Origin of the sequence: Chimaeribacter arupi, assembly GCF_002858805.1 — a bacterium.
In the GTDB taxonomy this organism is placed as follows: domain Bacteria; phylum Pseudomonadota; class Gammaproteobacteria; order Enterobacterales; family Enterobacteriaceae; genus Chimaeribacter; species Chimaeribacter arupi.
The window spans coordinates 20,610-35,306 of record NZ_PJZI01000045.1 but is presented as its reverse complement, the minus strand read 5'-3'; the positions used below and the strand labels follow the sequence as shown (position 1 = coordinate 35,306).

General features: G+C 61.2%; 16 protein-coding genes. 9 read left to right on the top strand and 7 right to left on the bottom strand.

The window, feature by feature from the left end; genetic code table 11:
* Window positions 1–57: 57 nt before the first annotated feature.
* A complete protein-coding gene (locus CYR52_RS20215; protein ID WP_072929754.1) occupies window positions 58–867 on the bottom strand; it encodes a PhzF family phenazine biosynthesis protein in 810 nt (269 codons plus the stop codon).
* 229 nt (window positions 868–1,096) lie between these two features.
* Here CYR52_RS20215 and codA point away from each other — a divergent pair, with 229 nt between their 5' ends.
* From codA to fetB, 3 genes are all read left to right on the top strand, one after another.
* On the top strand, window positions 1,097–2,332 hold the full coding sequence (codA, locus tag CYR52_RS20210) for a cytosine deaminase (RefSeq protein WP_101829306.1): 1,236 nt from the start codon (window positions 1,097–1,099) through the stop codon (window positions 2,330–2,332).
* A 126-nt stretch (window positions 2,333–2,458) separates the two neighbouring features.
* Entirely contained in the window at window positions 2,459–3,124 is a 666-nt protein-coding gene (gene fetA, locus CYR52_RS20205; protein ID WP_101829305.1) for an iron efflux ABC transporter ATP-binding subunit FetA, read from the top strand.
* Window positions 3,121–3,894 carry an iron efflux ABC transporter permease subunit FetB gene (gene fetB, locus CYR52_RS20200; RefSeq protein WP_072929761.1) on the top strand — a complete coding sequence of 258 codons (774 nt, stop codon included), beginning with the start codon at window positions 3,121–3,123 and terminating at the stop codon, window positions 3,892–3,894. The genes fetA and fetB overlap by 4 nt, the downstream gene beginning before the upstream one ends.
* Before the next feature lie 19 nt (window positions 3,895–3,913).
* Here fetB and CYR52_RS20195 read toward each other — a convergent pair whose 3' ends face one another.
* Window positions 3,914–4,486 carry a pentapeptide repeat-containing protein gene (locus CYR52_RS20195; RefSeq protein WP_072929763.1) on the bottom strand — a complete coding sequence of 191 codons (573 nt, stop codon included), beginning with the start codon at window positions 4,484–4,486 and terminating at the stop codon, window positions 3,914–3,916.
* A gap of 137 nt (window positions 4,487–4,623) precedes the next feature.
* Window positions 4,624–5,154, bottom strand: a complete 531-nt coding sequence (locus CYR52_RS20190; RefSeq protein ID WP_072929765.1) for a GyrI-like domain-containing protein — start codon at window positions 5,152–5,154, stop codon at window positions 4,624–4,626.
* 228 nt (window positions 5,155–5,382) lie between these two features.
* Between CYR52_RS20190 and cho the strand changes: the two genes are divergently transcribed.
* A complete protein-coding gene (gene cho / locus CYR52_RS20185) occupies window positions 5,383–6,243 on the top strand; it encodes an excinuclease Cho (protein ID WP_072929767.1) in 861 nt (286 codons plus the stop codon).
* Between the two features lie 19 nt (window positions 6,244–6,262).
* Here cho and CYR52_RS20180 read toward each other — a convergent pair whose 3' ends face one another.
* Together CYR52_RS20180 and CYR52_RS20175 are read right to left on the bottom strand one after the other, a co-directional pair.
* On the bottom strand, window positions 6,263–6,904 hold the full coding sequence (locus CYR52_RS20180) for a DUF1028 domain-containing protein (RefSeq protein ID WP_072929769.1): 642 nt from the start codon (window positions 6,902–6,904) through the stop codon (window positions 6,263–6,265).
* A gap of 215 nt (window positions 6,905–7,119) precedes the next feature.
* Window positions 7,120–7,347: a hypothetical protein gene (locus CYR52_RS20175; RefSeq protein WP_146000844.1), complete on the bottom strand. Its 228-nt coding sequence runs from the start codon at window positions 7,345–7,347 to the stop codon at window positions 7,120–7,122.
* A 140-nt stretch (window positions 7,348–7,487) separates the two neighbouring features.
* Here CYR52_RS20175 and CYR52_RS20170 point away from each other — a divergent pair, with 140 nt between their 5' ends.
* Both CYR52_RS20170 and CYR52_RS20165 read left to right on the top strand, forming a co-directional pair.
* Window positions 7,488–8,252, top strand: coding sequence for a FadR/GntR family transcriptional regulator (locus CYR52_RS20170; protein WP_072929774.1), 765 nt, complete (start codon window positions 7,488–7,490; stop codon window positions 8,250–8,252).
* Between the two features lie 509 nt (window positions 8,253–8,761).
* A complete protein-coding gene (locus tag CYR52_RS20165) occupies window positions 8,762–9,604 on the top strand; it encodes a serine hydrolase (RefSeq protein WP_206602282.1) in 843 nt (280 codons plus the stop codon).
* A 14-nt stretch (window positions 9,605–9,618) separates the two neighbouring features.
* On the opposite strand, the gene apbE is transcribed toward CYR52_RS20165, so the two are convergent.
* Both apbE and smrA read right to left on the bottom strand, forming a co-directional pair.
* A complete protein-coding gene (apbE, locus tag CYR52_RS20160) occupies window positions 9,619–10,674 on the bottom strand; it encodes an FAD:protein FMN transferase ApbE (RefSeq protein WP_072929776.1) in 1,056 nt (351 codons plus the stop codon).
* Between the two features lie 116 nt (window positions 10,675–10,790).
* Entirely contained in the window at window positions 10,791–11,360 is a 570-nt protein-coding gene (gene smrA, locus CYR52_RS20155; protein ID WP_101829303.1) for a DNA endonuclease SmrA, read from the bottom strand.
* 104 nt (window positions 11,361–11,464) lie between these two features.
* On the opposite strand from smrA, the gene CYR52_RS20150 reads away from it, so the two are divergent.
* The 3 genes from CYR52_RS20150 to CYR52_RS20140 all read left to right on the top strand — a co-directional run bounded on the left by CYR52_RS20150 (window position 11,465) and on the right by CYR52_RS20140 (window position 14,679).
* Window positions 11,465–12,196, top strand: coding sequence for an extensin-like domain-containing protein (locus CYR52_RS20150; RefSeq protein ID WP_241506068.1), 732 nt, complete (start codon window positions 11,465–11,467; stop codon window positions 12,194–12,196).
* Between the two features lie 276 nt (window positions 12,197–12,472).
* Window positions 12,473–13,297 (top strand): mannosyl-3-phosphoglycerate phosphatase-related protein, encoded by an 825-nt coding sequence (locus CYR52_RS20145; protein ID WP_072929782.1) that lies wholly within the window; start codon window positions 12,473–12,475, stop codon window positions 13,295–13,297.
* A gap of 161 nt (window positions 13,298–13,458) precedes the next feature.
* A complete protein-coding gene (locus CYR52_RS20140; RefSeq protein WP_072929785.1) occupies window positions 13,459–14,679 on the top strand; it encodes a glycosyltransferase family protein in 1,221 nt (406 codons plus the stop codon).
* Window positions 14,680–14,697 lie beyond the last annotated feature (18 nt).

Here is a 14,697-nt window from a genome sequence, read left to right as displayed (position 1 = left end):
AAAAACTTTACCCGCCGTGATTAACGGCGGGTAAGCTGGGGCAGAAACAGTGCAGGGTTACAGCGAGGAGGGTTGGGTCATTTCACGCGGGAGGGTCAATAATTTATGGCGCACCTGCAACACCTGGCTTTCAATCACCACCCGGTTGCCCAGCAGTTCACAGGTAAAGTTCGCCCGGCGTGACGAGAGCTGCTCGGCCTGTAACTGGCTTTTGCCCAGCCGGGCCGCCCAGAACGGGGCCAGCGCACAGTGCGCCGTGGCGGTGGCGGCATCTTCACAGACCCCGGTAGAGGGGCTGAACGCGCGCAGCACATAGCCGCTGTCCTGATCGGCGGCGGTCACCACCACCAGCGCTGCCGGCAGCCGCGCCAGCCGGATAAAATCGGGCTTCAGCGCCGCGACCTGTTCCCGGCTCTCCAGCACCACCACCAGATCGCGCCCTTGCCACACTTCCCCCTGTGCGACCCCCAGCGCCGCCAGCACCGGCGCGCTGTCGGCACGCGGGCGCAGCCGCCACTGCGGCAAATCCAGATGCAACCGCCCTTCCTGCCGCCACACTTCCGCCTCACCCCGCGAATGGATAAACGTGACCCGCCGCTGGTGCCGGTCATAAAAGTCCATGATCACGGCGGCAGACGCCAGCACCGCGCTGCCGTTGAGCGCCAGCTCCCGCCAGGCGGTAAAGCAGCGGATTTCACATACCTTGCCGCGCCGCACCACAAACGCGGTGACCGGTGTCATCGTCTGGCTTGCCATGCCCTGGAGTGTGTGGGACGGCAGCCACTCTTCCAGTAACACCACCCCCATCGGGTTACCGCCCAGCGGCCGGTTACTGAAGGCATTTACCTCATACAGATCCACGTCCATACATCCCCCCTCTCACCGGCGATCTCTCTGGATCGTCCGGCCGTTACGATAACAGGTATTTTGTAAGTAACTTTTTTGTAACATGCCTATTAAGCTATAGAACATTGTGAAAAAATTTAAAATGAAATTGCCATACTCTGTGAAAGCGGTGCATTAAAACCGTCTTGCCGCCCGCGCTGCCGGGCCGGCCTCCCCCTTTCGTGTTATCTGCCTTGTAGAAGGAGATCCGATGAAACTAATCAATGCCCGGCTGCGCCACCGCAGCGGCCTGTTTACCCTCTGCGCCGGACAGGGCGTGCTGACCGCCATTGATGCCCAACCCGGCTCACTGCCCCCGCACCCGGACGCGCTGGACGCCGCCGGGCAACTGGTCATCCCGCCGCTGGTGGAGCCGCACATCCATCTTGATGCGGCGCTGACCGCCGGGGAGCCGGCCTGGAACATGAGCGGCACGCTGTTTGAGGGCATTGCGCGCTGGGCAGAGCGCAAAGCCACGCTCTCGCATCAGGATGTGAAACAGCGCGCCCACGCCACGCTGGATCTGCTGCGCGATCACGGTATCCAGCATGTGCGCACCCATGTGGACGTCACCTCTCCGGCGCTGACCGCGCTGAAGGCGCTGCTGGAGGTGCGTGACGAGGCGCGCGACCGGGTGGATCTCCAGATCGTGGCGTTTCCGCAGGAGGGCATTGAGTCGTTCCCGGACGGGCGGAAACTGATGGAAACCGCGATGGCGATGGGCGCGGATGTGGTCGGCGGCATCCCGCACTATGAACACACTCGCGAACAGGGCGTCAGTTCCCTGGGCTTTCTGATGGATCTGGCAGAGCGGCATGACGCGCTGGTGGATGTGCACTGTGACGAAACCGACGATGCGCAGTCACGTTTCCTGGAGGTGCTGGCGGAGCAGACGCGGGCGCGCGGCATGGGTGAGCGCGTCACTGCCAGCCATACGGTGGCGATGGGCTCGTATGACAACGCCTACTGCGCGAAACTGTTCCGCCTGCTGGGGCTGGCCGGGCTGAATTTTGTCTCCTGCCCGACGGAAAGCATCCACTTACAGGGGCGTTTCGACAGCTTCCCGAAACGGCGCGGCGTCACCCGCGTGGCGGAACTGGACCGCGCCGGGCTGAACGTCTGTTTCGCCCAGGACTCGATCAAAGATCCGTGGTATCCGCTCGGCAACGGCAACATTTTGCGGGTGCTGGATGCCGGGCTGCACATCTGCCATATGATGGGCTATGAGGATCTGCAACGCTGCCTGGATTTCGTGACCGGCCACAGCGCGAAAGTGATGCACCTCGGTGAACGCTACGGGCTGGCGGTGGGCCGCCCGGCCAATCTTGTGGTGCTGGAGGCCGAAAATGATTACGAGGTGCTGCGCCGGCAGGCCAGGGTGCGCCTCTCCATCCGCCACGGCAAGGTGATCATGGCGCGGGAGCCGGAACAGATACGCTATCACTGACCGGCATAACGCCCTTTCCCTAAAAAAGGCCCGGCAGGCCGGCAGCGTAAAGGCGGAATATTCGCTATGCTGTCGCCCTTTATTCAGCGGCAGCCGTGGCAGCGGCTGCCGGCGACAGGAGTCTGCATGGCTGTTCCCCCCGCATTGCTGCAACTGATTGACGTCAGTTACCGCCTTAACGATCGTCCCCTGCTTCAGGCCCTCTCCTTTTCACTGGCACCCGGTGAATGGGTGATGCTGCGCGGCCCCTCCGGCAGCGGCAAAAGTACCCTGCTGAAGCTGATGGCCGCCCTGCTGACACCGGACAGCGGCCGCATCCTGTTTAACGGGCAGGATATCGCCGCGCGGGAGCCGGCCGCCTACCGGCAGCAGGTGTCTTACGGTTTCCAGTCACCGCACCTGTTCGGCGACACCGTGCGGGACAATCTGGCGTTCCCTTACCTGATCCGCGGGCTGCCGGTGGATGAAGAGCGGATCCGGGCCGGGCTGGCCGGGGTGGCCCTGCCGGAAACGATGCTGGCGAAACCGGTCTCCGCGCTCTCCGGCGGTGAAAAACAGCGGGTGGCGCTGCTGCGTAACCTGCAATGTATGCCGCAGGTGCTGCTGCTTGACGAAGTCACCAGCGCGCTGGACGACGAAAACAAACAGCGGGTCGGCACCTTTTTGCGCCGCGAGACGCGTCAGCACGTGACCGCCGTGGTGTGGATAAGCCACGACCGGCAGGAAGCACGCCATGCTGACCGGGTGCTGTGGCTGAAGCACCAGCGCCTGACGGCCGGGGAGGCACCATGACCCACCCTGCGATAACCAACAGCGCATTGATGATGGCGCTGGGGCTGGTGCTGGTCGCCCTGCTGGTGAGCCGCCGTGAGCAGCTCGGGCTGGAAAAAGAGATGCTCTGGAGCAGCTTACGCGCGGTGGTGCAACTGGTGCTGGTCGGCTATGTGCTGAAGACCCTTTTTGCGCTGGATAACACCTGGCTGACGCTGTTGATGGTGCTGTTTATCTGTTTCAACGCGGCGCTCAATGCGCGCAAACGCAGCCGCAACCTGCCGCACGCGTTCACCATTTCTTTTGCCGCCATCGGGGTGGCGACCGGGCTGACGCTCGCGCTGCTGCTTGCCAGCGGGGCGATTGCTTTCCTGCCGATGCAGGTGATCCCCATCACCGGCATGATCGCCGGTAACGCGATGGTCGCGGTGGGCCTCTGCTACACCCAGCTCCGCCGGCGCTTCCATGACCAGCAGCAACAGGTGCTGGAGATGCTGAGCCTCGGGGCCACACCGCGCCAGTCCGCCCGCGCCATCCTGCGCGGCAGCCTCCGCGCGGCGATGATCCCGACCGTGGACGCGGCGAAAACCGTGGGGCTGGTGAGCCTGCCGGGCATGATGTCCGGGCTGATTTTTGCCGGGGTTGATCCGGTGATGGCGATCAAATACCAGATCATGGTGACGTTTATGCTGCTCTCCACCGCCAGCCTGGCGGCGATCATCGCCGGTTACCTCGCCTGCCGCACCTTCTTCAACGCCCGGCAACAACTGACCCTGCCCGGCGCGGAGTAACGGTGCGTGGGCGGCAGGGTTAACGGATCGTGAGGCGGTACTTCTGCAACAGCCCCAGCGCCGCGTCCAGCGGCAAGGAGACCTCGGTGATGGCGTTGCTTTCGGCGTCCAGCACCAGCCCTTCGCTGTCGAGGAAGTTGGCCCCGTTCAGGCAGCAGTGTTCAAACGTGGTGTGGATGAACTCGCTGCCGGTGAAGTTGCTTTTGCGCAGGTCACAGCGGGAGAACTGGGTGTCGATCAGGTTGCAGTGGGAGAACTCAATCTCCGGCAGGCTGTTGCCCTGGAAGGTGTTGTAGATAAGCTTGCAGCCGGTCATACAGAACGCGAGCGGGATATTGAGGCTTGCCCACTCGATGCCGAGCACTTTGCACGACTGAAAACGCACCGACAGCACCGACAGCTGCTGGTGCGTGAGGTTGGCCAGGCTGCAATTGATAAACTCGCACTGCTCGAACATGCAGCCGGTGAGCGCCAGCGAGGAAAAGTCGCACCCTTCAAAGGTACACTGGTAGAAGCCCAACCCGCTGATGCGCTTATCTTTAATCCGCAATGATCTGAAATGCCGGTTCTCGACCGGGCGATAGTGGCGCATAAATACATACCTGTCTTTTGCCGGGGGTAACGGGGGGTAATCCGGTATACAGCCGCAGATTTCCCCTTAATCTGCCCGATCCCCGGCAGGCAGGCAACCGGGCAGCGCCGGTTTTCAGCATTATGCCCGGTGGGGGATCAACGCCTGTCCGGCGCGGGCAGCACCGCCCCGGATTCCAGCGAGGCGCGCAGGCACACCGTCTGGTGGATTTCAATATCGAAATAGTCTGCTTCCGCGCCCTCGTTCAGGTAGCGTTCATAGCAGGCGCCGAGGCAGGGGCGGTATTCACTCTCCAGCAGGCGCTGCTCATAGAACTCCCGCCACGCCTTCACAAAATCGGTCTTGAAGACCCGGGTGCGCCACATGGCATAAATACCGCCGGGGATCACCTGCTCGGTAATGCGCACGTTGCCGCGCGTCATCTGCTCCGGCGGCGGCAGTGTCATGCCCTCTTCAAACGTAAACACCACGTCAGCCCGCAGCGTCTCCTGCGCCACCGTCAGCGGATTGTCGAGGTAGAGGGTCATGATGTCACCGCCGGTGATGTTGCGCGCTTTGCGCCAGCGGGTGAGCTGGGTAAACCCCAGCGGGATGGTGCGTTCATAGGGGCCGACGACCCGGACGCCATACACGGTCTGTTCCGGTTGTTCCATAATAATCAACGACATAGTTTCTCCTCACGGCATGGCCTGCCGGCGCAGGCGGTACACGCATCTTTCCGGGCGGGCGCAGGCAGGGCGCACCGCGCTTACAGGTAGGATAGACTATCCGCCGCGCTCCCGCGGCCGGCAGCCCCGTCCGGGCAGCCTCTTAATGCGGGACAAATCTTATACAGACTTTCTCAATCGTATCGCTTCTGGTAGGCTGGATATAATTACAGTGATGGAGTGAATGTTTTGGCCAGACGTGCTTCCACCCACCGGCTCGAGTTTGAACCGGCGGCAATTTACCAATACCCCGAACATCTGCGTGATTCCCTGGACGCCCTGCCGAAGTGCCCCGGCGTTTATGTGTTCCACGGTGACAGCGACGTAATGCCGCTCTACATCGGCAAAAGTGTCAACATCCGCAGCCGGGTGTTGTCGCACCTGCGCACGGTAGAGGAAGCACGGATGCTGCGCCAGTCGCGCCATATCACCTTTATTCCCACGGCCGGAGAAGTGGGCGCGCTGCTGCTGGAAGCGCAGATGATCAAGCAGCAACAGCCGCTGCACAATAAGCGGCTGCGCCACAACCGCCAGCTCTGCTCGTTGCAGGTGCTCGACGGCAAACCCACCGTGGTCTATGCCAAAGAGATCGACTTCTCCCACGCACCGGGGCTGTATGGGCTGTATTCCAGCCGCCGCGCCGCCCAGCAGACGTTGCTGACGCTGGCAGATAACCACAAGCTGTGCCACGGCCTGCTTGGGCTGGAAGCGACCCGCGCCGGGCGCGCCTGTTTCCGCGCCAGCCTGGGGCGCTGTGCCGGGGCCTGCTGCGGGAAAGAGACGGTGGAGGCGCATAACCAGCGGCTGCTGGATGCGCTGGCCTCGGTGCAGGTGGTCTGCTGGCCCTATCAGGGCGCGATTGCGTTAGTGGAGGAGCGGCCGGGTATGAAGCAGTACCATATCATCCATAACTGGTTCTACCTGGGGTCAGTGGAGGATCTGGCCGATGCGCCGCGCCTGAAAGCCACGGCCAAAAGCTTCGACAGTGACGGCTACAAAATTCTCTGTGGGCCAATCATCCGCGGCAAACTGCCGATTGTGGAGCTGTAACCCGCCGCCGGCAGGCCGCTCAGCGTACCGGCAGACGGCGCAGAAAGGCGGTGTGGGAGGCGGACTGCACCTGTTTCAGGGCGGCTTTCAGGTTCACCAGCGCCGTCTCACACCAGTCTACCCGCAGGTCCAGATCGGGGTAACGGCGCTCGCCGTAAACCCGCAGCGCGGCCGCGTGGATGCCGCGGACGTCGCCGCCGGCATGTTCACCCGCCAGCAGCGCCAGCATCAGCCTTTTCGCCAGCGGCTTGCCCTGCGATTTCAGCCAGCTGTTCATCATCCCCTGTAATACCCCGTGCCCGGCCAGGAAACTGCCGGCCACGGCGACCTGATCAGCCCGCAAATGCCCGGCGTACCCGTCGCAGTCCGCGCCTGTCCAGGCGGCAGTACGGCCGAACCGATCCAGAATAATCAGTTGCCGCCCTGCCCGCGCCTTGTCAGCGTTGAGCAACCGCTCCAGCGTGCAGGCAGCGTTGACCCCCGAACCCAGTTGCGCCAACCCTTGCGGGCCGTAAAGCGGGTTGGGCAACCCCTGGCTGGCGAGTACCCCAATCTGTGAAAACCCGTGCGGCACCAGTGCGCCAATGGCCGGTTGCCCGGCGGCGACGGCCACGCCCAGCTCCCCGGTCGCTTCGTCCCGGGCCACGATAGAAAATGTCATGCTTTCCTGCCTATGCTGCCCGGCAGCCTCCCCGGCTGCCTGCGGTGATCAGGGCGTTTTTTCCCTCTCTGGCCTTACCAGGATGGGAACGTTCCCTGGCGATAATCTATTTGTCATTATAAATACCCCCGCCACGAATGGTTAGCAAAACCTCATTTTATTGTTGGTTTATTGTGCAATTAATCACACCTTTGTGTTAAAAGTGCAGCTTGCGGCTAATTATTGTCATAAAAATAGTTCATCATGCTTAGCATGTGTTTTGCTGCTTTGTCGAACCACTGTGTGGGCAGGCTTGCGCAAAATGGCATGGGAACCCCCCGTTTTTTCCAGGCCCACATTTGCGTGTTTTTCCTTTCATCGGTGATGTCCGGCATTGCCATTGCGAACACATTCCATTGTTGATTTTCCGGCCCGGTTTTACCGGCCCTTTTGGCGCATGTCATGCGCATTTCAGACGGGCAGCGACGCATGCCCCAGGAGAATGCTTTTTCCGTGTACCGGAAAAAATGGTGATACCCAGGTGTGTAACCGGGTTATGTTGACCCCTGCTGTCCGGCATGGGTTTATCTTAAAGGAACTATAGATGACAGAACACGACGACAAACCAGACGTGGTTCGGCGTAAACGCACAGATGAAATCGCCCACGCGATTAAAGACAACATCATTGAACAAAACCTGGGGCCGGGCGATCGCCTGCCACAGGAAAAAGACCTGATAAACCAGTTCGCCGCCGGGAAAAGCACGGTACGCGAGGCATTAAAATCGCTGGAAGCGCAAGGGCTGATACGCACCCGCACCGGCCCCGGCGGCGGCGCCTTCATTGAAACCATGTCTGAATCCCGCGCCATGAGCCTCCTCTCCAACTACCTGTTCGGAAAAAATATCTCTATCTCGGATATCTATGCCCTGCGTAAGGCACTGGAACCCCTGGTGGCCGTAAGCGCCATCGGCCGGATTGATGAGGCGGGGTTCGCCCGGTTAAACGAGCTGATCGCGGTGTATGACCATGAACCTGCCGACGATGACGAACGCTGGCGGCAACGCATGGCGGAGCTGGATTTCCACTCGCTGGTGGCCGGTTACTCTGATAACAGCCTGCTGGCGTTTATGTGCCGTTTTCTGCAACGCCTGCTGAAAGAGCTGGCGATCTGTAAAGACATTTACCTGCTTTCCCAGCCGGTGGCCCGCCATCAAGGCATTGAATGGCAACGCCAATTAATCACCGCGTTGCAGGCTCAGGATGGCTGTCAGGTATACCGGATAACCACCGATCACATGCGCCATGCAGAACAGGCGATGCTGACGTTGCAGGCAACGCTGGTGAGCCAGTTTTTACACGATGAATAGCGTCATGATAAACCGCATCATGATGAACAGCCGCCCCCTGACTCCCCCTGCGCCCCTTGCAGGCGAGTGACTTAACCTTTTGTTTGATCAGATGAAGACCTCTACCTGTTTTCTCAATAAAGCGGCCACTGAGACAATGTTAATGCGTTAACCGCTTGCTCAGGGCCGCTCCCCTTGTGTTCAACCCGGTTCTCTGCTCTTCTGCTGCTGTTATCCCGGCCATGCTGTACGGGACAAGCCCCCTGTCTGCCGGCAACGTTACGTGACACCGTCACGTAACGTTGCCGGCATGACGGCTGCATTGCCTCATTTTCTGCCCTCCGGCGGGCAACGGAAAGATTTCTACATACTCCCTTACCTGCGGTAGACAGGAAGGGCCGCCGTATCCACTTTTTCTCCATAATTGCCCCGCAGACTGTCCCGGCCTGATTTATTGCGTATTTTCCTTATGAATGAGCCACTTGCCTGTTCTGTTATTTCCTGCTGACCTGATGGTGATGTTGCCCCCCATGCTTTTTTCCCTGCTGCTCCGCCGTGTTTCCCTGCTGTTCACCCTGTGCCCGCTGCTCGTCTTTTTGCTGTTGCCGCCCTCACCGGCCGTGGCTGCTGCCCGGAAACCGCGCCTGCAATCGCGCTCGGTGTATGTGGTCAATGCGGTGACCGGCCGGGTGCTGTACAGCAAAAACAGCGCCCGCGCCTACCCGCTGGCCTCCCTGACCAAACTGATGACGGCGATGGTGGTACTGGAGGGAAAGCGCCCGCTGACCACCCGCATCCACGTTAAACCCACGGACCGGGATCTGCTGAAGAAGACCCACTCGCGCCTCACGGTCGGGTCGGTGCTGTCACGCCGCGATATGCTGCACATTGCGCTGATGTCCTCGGAGAACCGGGCGGCGGCGGCGCTCAGCCGTTATGCGCCGGGCGGGCGGCCCGGCTTCCTGCGGCAGATGAACCGCAAGGCGCGCCGGCTCGGGATGCGCCACAGCCACTTTGTTGACCCGACCGGCCTGTCGCCGCGCAATGTCGCCTCCGCGCAGGATGTGGCCCGGATGGCGCGCGCTGCCTGGCACTTCCCGCTGATCCGCCGTTTCTCGACGGATAAAGGTGAGGTGGTGTACCCCGGCCACGGGCGGCTGGTGTACCACAGCTCCAATGGGCTTATCCATAACCACCACTGGCGCATCCAGCTGCAAAAGACCGGCTTCACCAACGAGGCGGGCCACTGCATGGTGGTGCGGACGCTTATCCACGGCAAACCGGTGTTAATGGTGATCATGGGCGGCAAAAACCGTTATGCGCACTATAGTGACGCGCTGCACCTGAAAAACTGGCTGGCGCGCCACGGTTAGCGCGCCGGAAAGGGTTACTTTTCCTGTTCGACCAGGAAGGTTTTGAACTGCGGGGACATGTAATGGGCGAAATGGTCGCCCTCACGGGTGATCAGGTAGACCGCCAACTGCTGCTGTTTCGCCAGCGCCAGCGCGTTGTCGGTGCCGAGCACCATCAGCCCGGTGTCCCAGGCATCGGCCAGCGTGGCCGTCGGGGCGATCACCGTGGCGGAAACCAGTTTATGATGAATCGGGTGGCCGGTGGCCGGGTCGATGACGTGGGAAAGCCGTTTGCCGTCCAGCTCGTAGTAGTTGCGGTAGCTGCCGGAAGTGCTGATGCCGTGACCCTGCAAATCCACAATCGCCTGGACGGCGTTCTCCCGGTCAGTGGGTTTCTGGATCGCCACCTGCCACGGCCTGCCCTGCGCATTATGGCCGCGTGACAGCACCGCGCCGCCCACCGACACCAGATAGTTGTTGATGCCCTGTTGCTCCATCAGCCGCGCCAGATGATCCGTGGCGTAGCCCTCGCCCACGGTGGAGAGATCCACATACAGCCCCGGCCGGTCTTTTTGCAGCCACTGGCCGTCAGCCCGTGCGGTCACCGTCAGGTGCTGCAAGCCGACGTTTTGCCTGGCCGCCGCAATCTGCGCCTCATCCGGCGTGCTGACCGGCTGCTTGTCCGGCCCGAAGCCCCACAGGTTCACCAGCGGGCCGACGGTGATGTCCATCGCGCCCTGCGTCAGGGTACCGATCCGCAGTGAGGTGACCAGCACATCCGCCATGTCGGCACTGATGGGCTGCGGCGCACTGCCCTGGTAACGGTTAAAGCGTGACAGCACCGAGTCCGGCTTATAGGTAGAGATTTCCTGGTCGTCGGTGTTCAGTACCTTCAGGATATCGCGCGCCAGCGCCGGACGCCGGGCCTCATCGACCCCCGCCAGGCTGACGCGGTAAACGGTGCCCATGATCTTGCCCTCAATCACCATGCCGGGGTCAGCGGGGGGCGTGTCACACCCGGCCAGCATCAGTGCGGCGGCCAGCAGCCCCAGCGCGGGGAAAGAGGAACAACGGGAAAAAGGGAATGGCATAACGCAGTGTCCGGCAAAAAAATTCAGGCGCTGATTTCACCAAATCGGGCGGGCAATTGCAGCAACCCCGGCTCAACAACGCGAAAAAAACCGGCGCAGCGGCCGGTTTTTGTGGGTCAGCGGCTGTGTTTGGCGTGCCGCTCCCAGTTGTGTTGCTTCGCCTGTGCCGATTTTTTCAGCACCACGTAGCACGCCCCGGCGCCGCCATCCTGTTTCTGCGCCTCACAATACGCCTGCACCTGGTCGAGCTGTTTCAGCCATTTGGCGACATAACTGCGGATGATATTGGCATGGCTGTTGGCGTCGCGCCCGCGGCCATGCACAATCAGTAAGGTTCGCCACTGGTTCTCCTGCGCGCTGAGGTAGAAGTCAAACAGCATCTGGCGGCACTCCGCCACCGGCTTTCGCAGCAGGTTCAGGGTGGCCTGCGTGGGGTATTTGCCTTTGCGCAGCTTGTCCAGCACGCCCTGTTGCACGCCGGGATCTTTATAATCCAGCGGCTCATCCAGCGCGATAATGTCCAGAAAACCCTGGGTCAGCGGGTTATCCAGCGCCTTCAGGCGTGCCTCTTCCGCCTCACGGCGTTCGGCCGGGCTGCTGCTTTTGAGGTAAACCACACTGCGCTTCTCTGACAGCGGTGTGACATCCGCCATCTCCTGACTGAACAGGTCATCTTCATCACTCATTCTGGTTTCCTCCTGGGAGTATTGTAGCCATGATGTTGCCGGCAGGAAACCGGGAGGCTGCAAGCGGCTATACTCAACACCGGGCCACTTCAGGGAGCAGCAAAATGGGACGAGGCATGAAATGGGTGGCGGTGTTGGGGGTGCTGGCCGCGGCCGCGATCGCCGTGCCGCGGCTGTACCCGGACTGGCGGCCGTGGATCATGGCGCAGATCCCGCCCGGCTATAACCCGTTTGTGCCGTTGACGGTCGATGACCCGCCCACCTTTGTGACCCGCTATAAACTGCGCCGCCTGCAAAATGACCCGGCCGCCTGTTTGCAGGTGCTGACGCAGGCGCGCGAGCGCGGCCGCATCAGCTTTACCCGGCCTGCGCCGCTCGGCGGCCAATGCCCGTTACCCGCGCCGGTGCGCGTCACCCGTTTCGGGAACGTGGCCCTGAGCAGCAGCTTTCTGGCCAGTTGCCCGCTGGCGCTCAGCAGTGCGATGTTCATCAATCAGGCCGCCGCGCCGCAGGCCGAACAGCTGCTCGGCAGCCGCCTGACGCGCATTGACCACCTCGGCAGTTACGCCTGCCGCAATATCTACCACCGGGAACATGCGCGGCTGAGCGAACACGCCACCGCCGAAGCGCTGGATGTCGCAGGCTTCCGCCTGGCGGACGGGCGCAGCATCAGCGTGCTGAAACAGTGGCCGCAGGCGACCCCCACCGCCGGCTATCTGCATCAGGTGTTCAGCCAGAGCTGCCGTTTTTTCGGCAATACCCTCGGGCCGGACTACAACGCCGCCCACGCCAACCACTTTCACCTCGGGATGCGCGGCTTCGGCATCTGCCGTTGATCGCTGCCCGGATTGCGCTTAGCGCCGTGGTTTATCTGCCGGTTGCGGCTTATGGCAAAACGATAGTCTGGCTGATGTAAAAAACAGCAATGATAACATTCAGAATTTGTCTGTTTACAGCTTAACCATTGCCTGTCTGAATAGCGTATATACTTTTAACAGGCCATACCGTCACTGTGACAGAAAAGCGCCGCGCCGGGAGGCCAGACGCCCCCGGTTTACGGCGCGCAGAGGGATCGGCGATGCGCGATCTGTACCACGCTTTGGGGAATGACAATGCCGTATCTGGATAATTCACTGCTTATTTTCACCGATTTGGACGGCTCCCTGCTGGATCATGACGATTACAGCTGGAAGCCTGCGCAGGGCTGGCTGGACTATCTGGCGGCACATCAGATTCCGGTGGTGATCACCACCAGCAAGACCGCCGCGGAAGTGACGGAGCTGCAAAAGGCGCTGAACCTCACCGATGTGCCGTTTATCGCCGAGAACGGTGCGGTGATAGCGCTGCCGGAGAGCTGGCGTGACCACCTCGCCTGGCCGCGCAAAGTGTTTGGCGCGGAGTATGGCGAAATCCGAAAAATCATCGATGCGCTGCGGCTGCGCTATGATTTTGAGTGCCGTGGATTCGGTGACGTCAATGCCGCCCAGGTGGCGGACTGGACCGGGTTACCGGTTGATGAGGCGCAACTGGCGATGACGCGCGAAGGCTCTGAGCCGCTGGTGTGGTTCGGCAGCGAGCGTGATTTGGCGCGCTTTGAAACCTACCTCAACCAGGAGGGCCTGACGCTGACCCGTGGCGGCCGCTTCTGGCATGTGATGGGCGCGGGCGTCAGTAAAGGCCAGGCAGTGCAGTGGCTGGCCGGGGAGTACCGCCGCCAGCGCGGCCACGCCATGGTGACCATCGGCCTGGGCGATGGGCCGAATGACCTCTCCATGCTGGATGCGGTGGACCGCGCGGTCGTGATCCGCGGGCACCATGACCAGCCGATGCCGCTGAAACATGACGACAGCGACAGCGTTTTCCGTACCACGCTGTACGGCCCGCAGGGCTGGAAACAGGGGCTGGACTATTTTATCAAGAAGAAAGCGCCTGCCTGAGGCGGCGCGTTTTCAGGGGTTTTTACGGTTTTTTCAGGACATGTTTTGCAGTCACTGTGTTTTGGGTAAGGGAATACCGGCACCCACCAGGGCGCCACACGCCGCCCTCCGGGCGCGGCAACAGTCCCAATACGTTTATTAATTCTAAAAGTGGAGCGTTTATGAGTGATTTTTATCAGGACGGTGTGATTACCAACTTCCATAACTTTTCCCGCCGTAAGCTGGAGGAGCTGGAGTACGATCTTCAGGTGTTCTCCGGGCGACGTTCCATGGGGCTGATCCTGCCTTCCCTGTTCTCTGAGCTGGAAGGCCCGGCGCTGACGCACATCGTGGATGAGCTGTGCAAGGTGAACTACCTGGAAGAGATTGTCATCGGCCTGGATCGCGCTGACCGTGACCAGTTCCTGTTTGCCCGCGAGTTCTTCAGCCGCCTGCCGCAGCGCCACCGCATCCTGTGGAATGACGGCCCGCGCCTGAAAGCGCTGGATGAAGAACTGGCGAAAGAGGGCCTCTCCCCGCAGGAGCCGGGCAAAGGCCGTAACGTCTGGTTCTGCGTGGGGTATACCCTCGCCTCCCGCCGCACCACTGCCGTCGGCCTGCACGATTGTGACATTGTCACCTATAACCGTGAGATGCTGGCGCGCATGATGTACCCGATCGCCAACCCGAACTTCCATTACGACTTCTGTAAGGGGTATTACGCGCGTGTGGCCAACGGCAAACTGAACGGCCGCGTGGGCCGCCTGCTGGTTTACCCGCTGCTGAAATCGCTGGAGCGCGTGTACGGCCGCTCAGACTTCCTGGAGTACCTGCGCAGCTACCGTTACCCGCTCTCCGGCGAGTTCGCGATGCGCACCCATGTGCTGAATGACCTGCGTATCCCGAGTGACTGGGGCCTGGAGATCGGCGTGCTCTCTGAGCTGCACCGCACCACCTCCACCAAGCGCATCTGCCAGGTGGATATTGCCGATAACTATGACCACAAGCACCAGCCGATGTCAGAAGATGACGCCACGGCCGGCCTGCAACGCATGAGTATCGACATCACCAAAGCGCTCTACCGTAAACTGGCGATCCTGGGCGTGCCGATTACCAGCGAATCCTTCCGCGTGCTGCGTGCCACCTACTACCGCACCGCACTGGATATGATCGATGACTTCGACCACGACGCGCGCATGAACGGCCTGACGTTTGACCGTCACAGCGAAGAGTCCGCCGTGGAGATGTTCTCCAACGCGATCATGGAAGCGGGTGCCGCCTTCACGGACACGCCAAGCGAAAAACCGTTTATCCCGAGCTGGAGCCGCATCCAGTCTGCCTTCCCGGATATGCTGGAACGCATCTACGACGCGGTGGAAAAAGACAACGCCGGTGACGTGTAGCCTTTTTTTCATGGAATA

Coding starts and splice junctions, on each gene's coding strand:
- CYR52_RS20170 (WP_072929774.1), top strand. CDS start 7,488: ATGACAGAACACGACGACAAACCAGACGTGGTTCGGCGTAAACGCACA.
- smrA (WP_101829303.1), bottom strand. CDS start 11,360: ATGAGTGATGAAGATGACCTGTTCAGTCAGGAGATGGCGGATGTCACA.
- CYR52_RS20195 (WP_072929763.1), bottom strand. CDS start 4,486: ATGCGCCACTATCGCCCGGTCGAGAACCGGCATTTCAGATCATTGCGG.
- CYR52_RS20175 (WP_146000844.1), bottom strand. CDS start 7,347: ATGACATGCGCCAAAAGGGCCGGTAAAACCGGGCCGGAAAATCAACAA.
- codA (WP_101829306.1), top strand. CDS start 1,097: ATGAAACTAATCAATGCCCGGCTGCGCCACCGCAGCGGCCTGTTTACC.
- CYR52_RS20150 (WP_241506068.1), top strand. CDS start 11,465: ATGGGACGAGGCATGAAATGGGTGGCGGTGTTGGGGGTGCTGGCCGCG.
- CYR52_RS20140 (WP_072929785.1), top strand. CDS start 13,459: ATGAGTGATTTTTATCAGGACGGTGTGATTACCAACTTCCATAACTTT.
- apbE (WP_072929776.1), bottom strand. CDS start 10,674: ATGCCATTCCCTTTTTCCCGTTGTTCCTCTTTCCCCGCGCTGGGGCTG.
- CYR52_RS20215 (WP_072929754.1), bottom strand. CDS start 867: ATGGACGTGGATCTGTATGAGGTAAATGCCTTCAGTAACCGGCCGCTG.
- fetB (WP_072929761.1), top strand. CDS start 3,121: ATGACCCACCCTGCGATAACCAACAGCGCATTGATGATGGCGCTGGGG.
- CYR52_RS20145 (WP_072929782.1), top strand. CDS start 12,473: ATGCCGTATCTGGATAATTCACTGCTTATTTTCACCGATTTGGACGGC.
- CYR52_RS20180 (WP_072929769.1), bottom strand. CDS start 6,904: ATGACATTTTCTATCGTGGCCCGGGACGAAGCGACCGGGGAGCTGGGC.
- CYR52_RS20165 (WP_206602282.1), top strand. CDS start 8,762: ATGCTTTTTTCCCTGCTGCTCCGCCGTGTTTCCCTGCTGTTCACCCTG.
- fetA (WP_101829305.1), top strand. CDS start 2,459: ATGGCTGTTCCCCCCGCATTGCTGCAACTGATTGACGTCAGTTACCGC.
- CYR52_RS20190 (WP_072929765.1), bottom strand. CDS start 5,154: ATGTCGTTGATTATTATGGAACAACCGGAACAGACCGTGTATGGCGTC.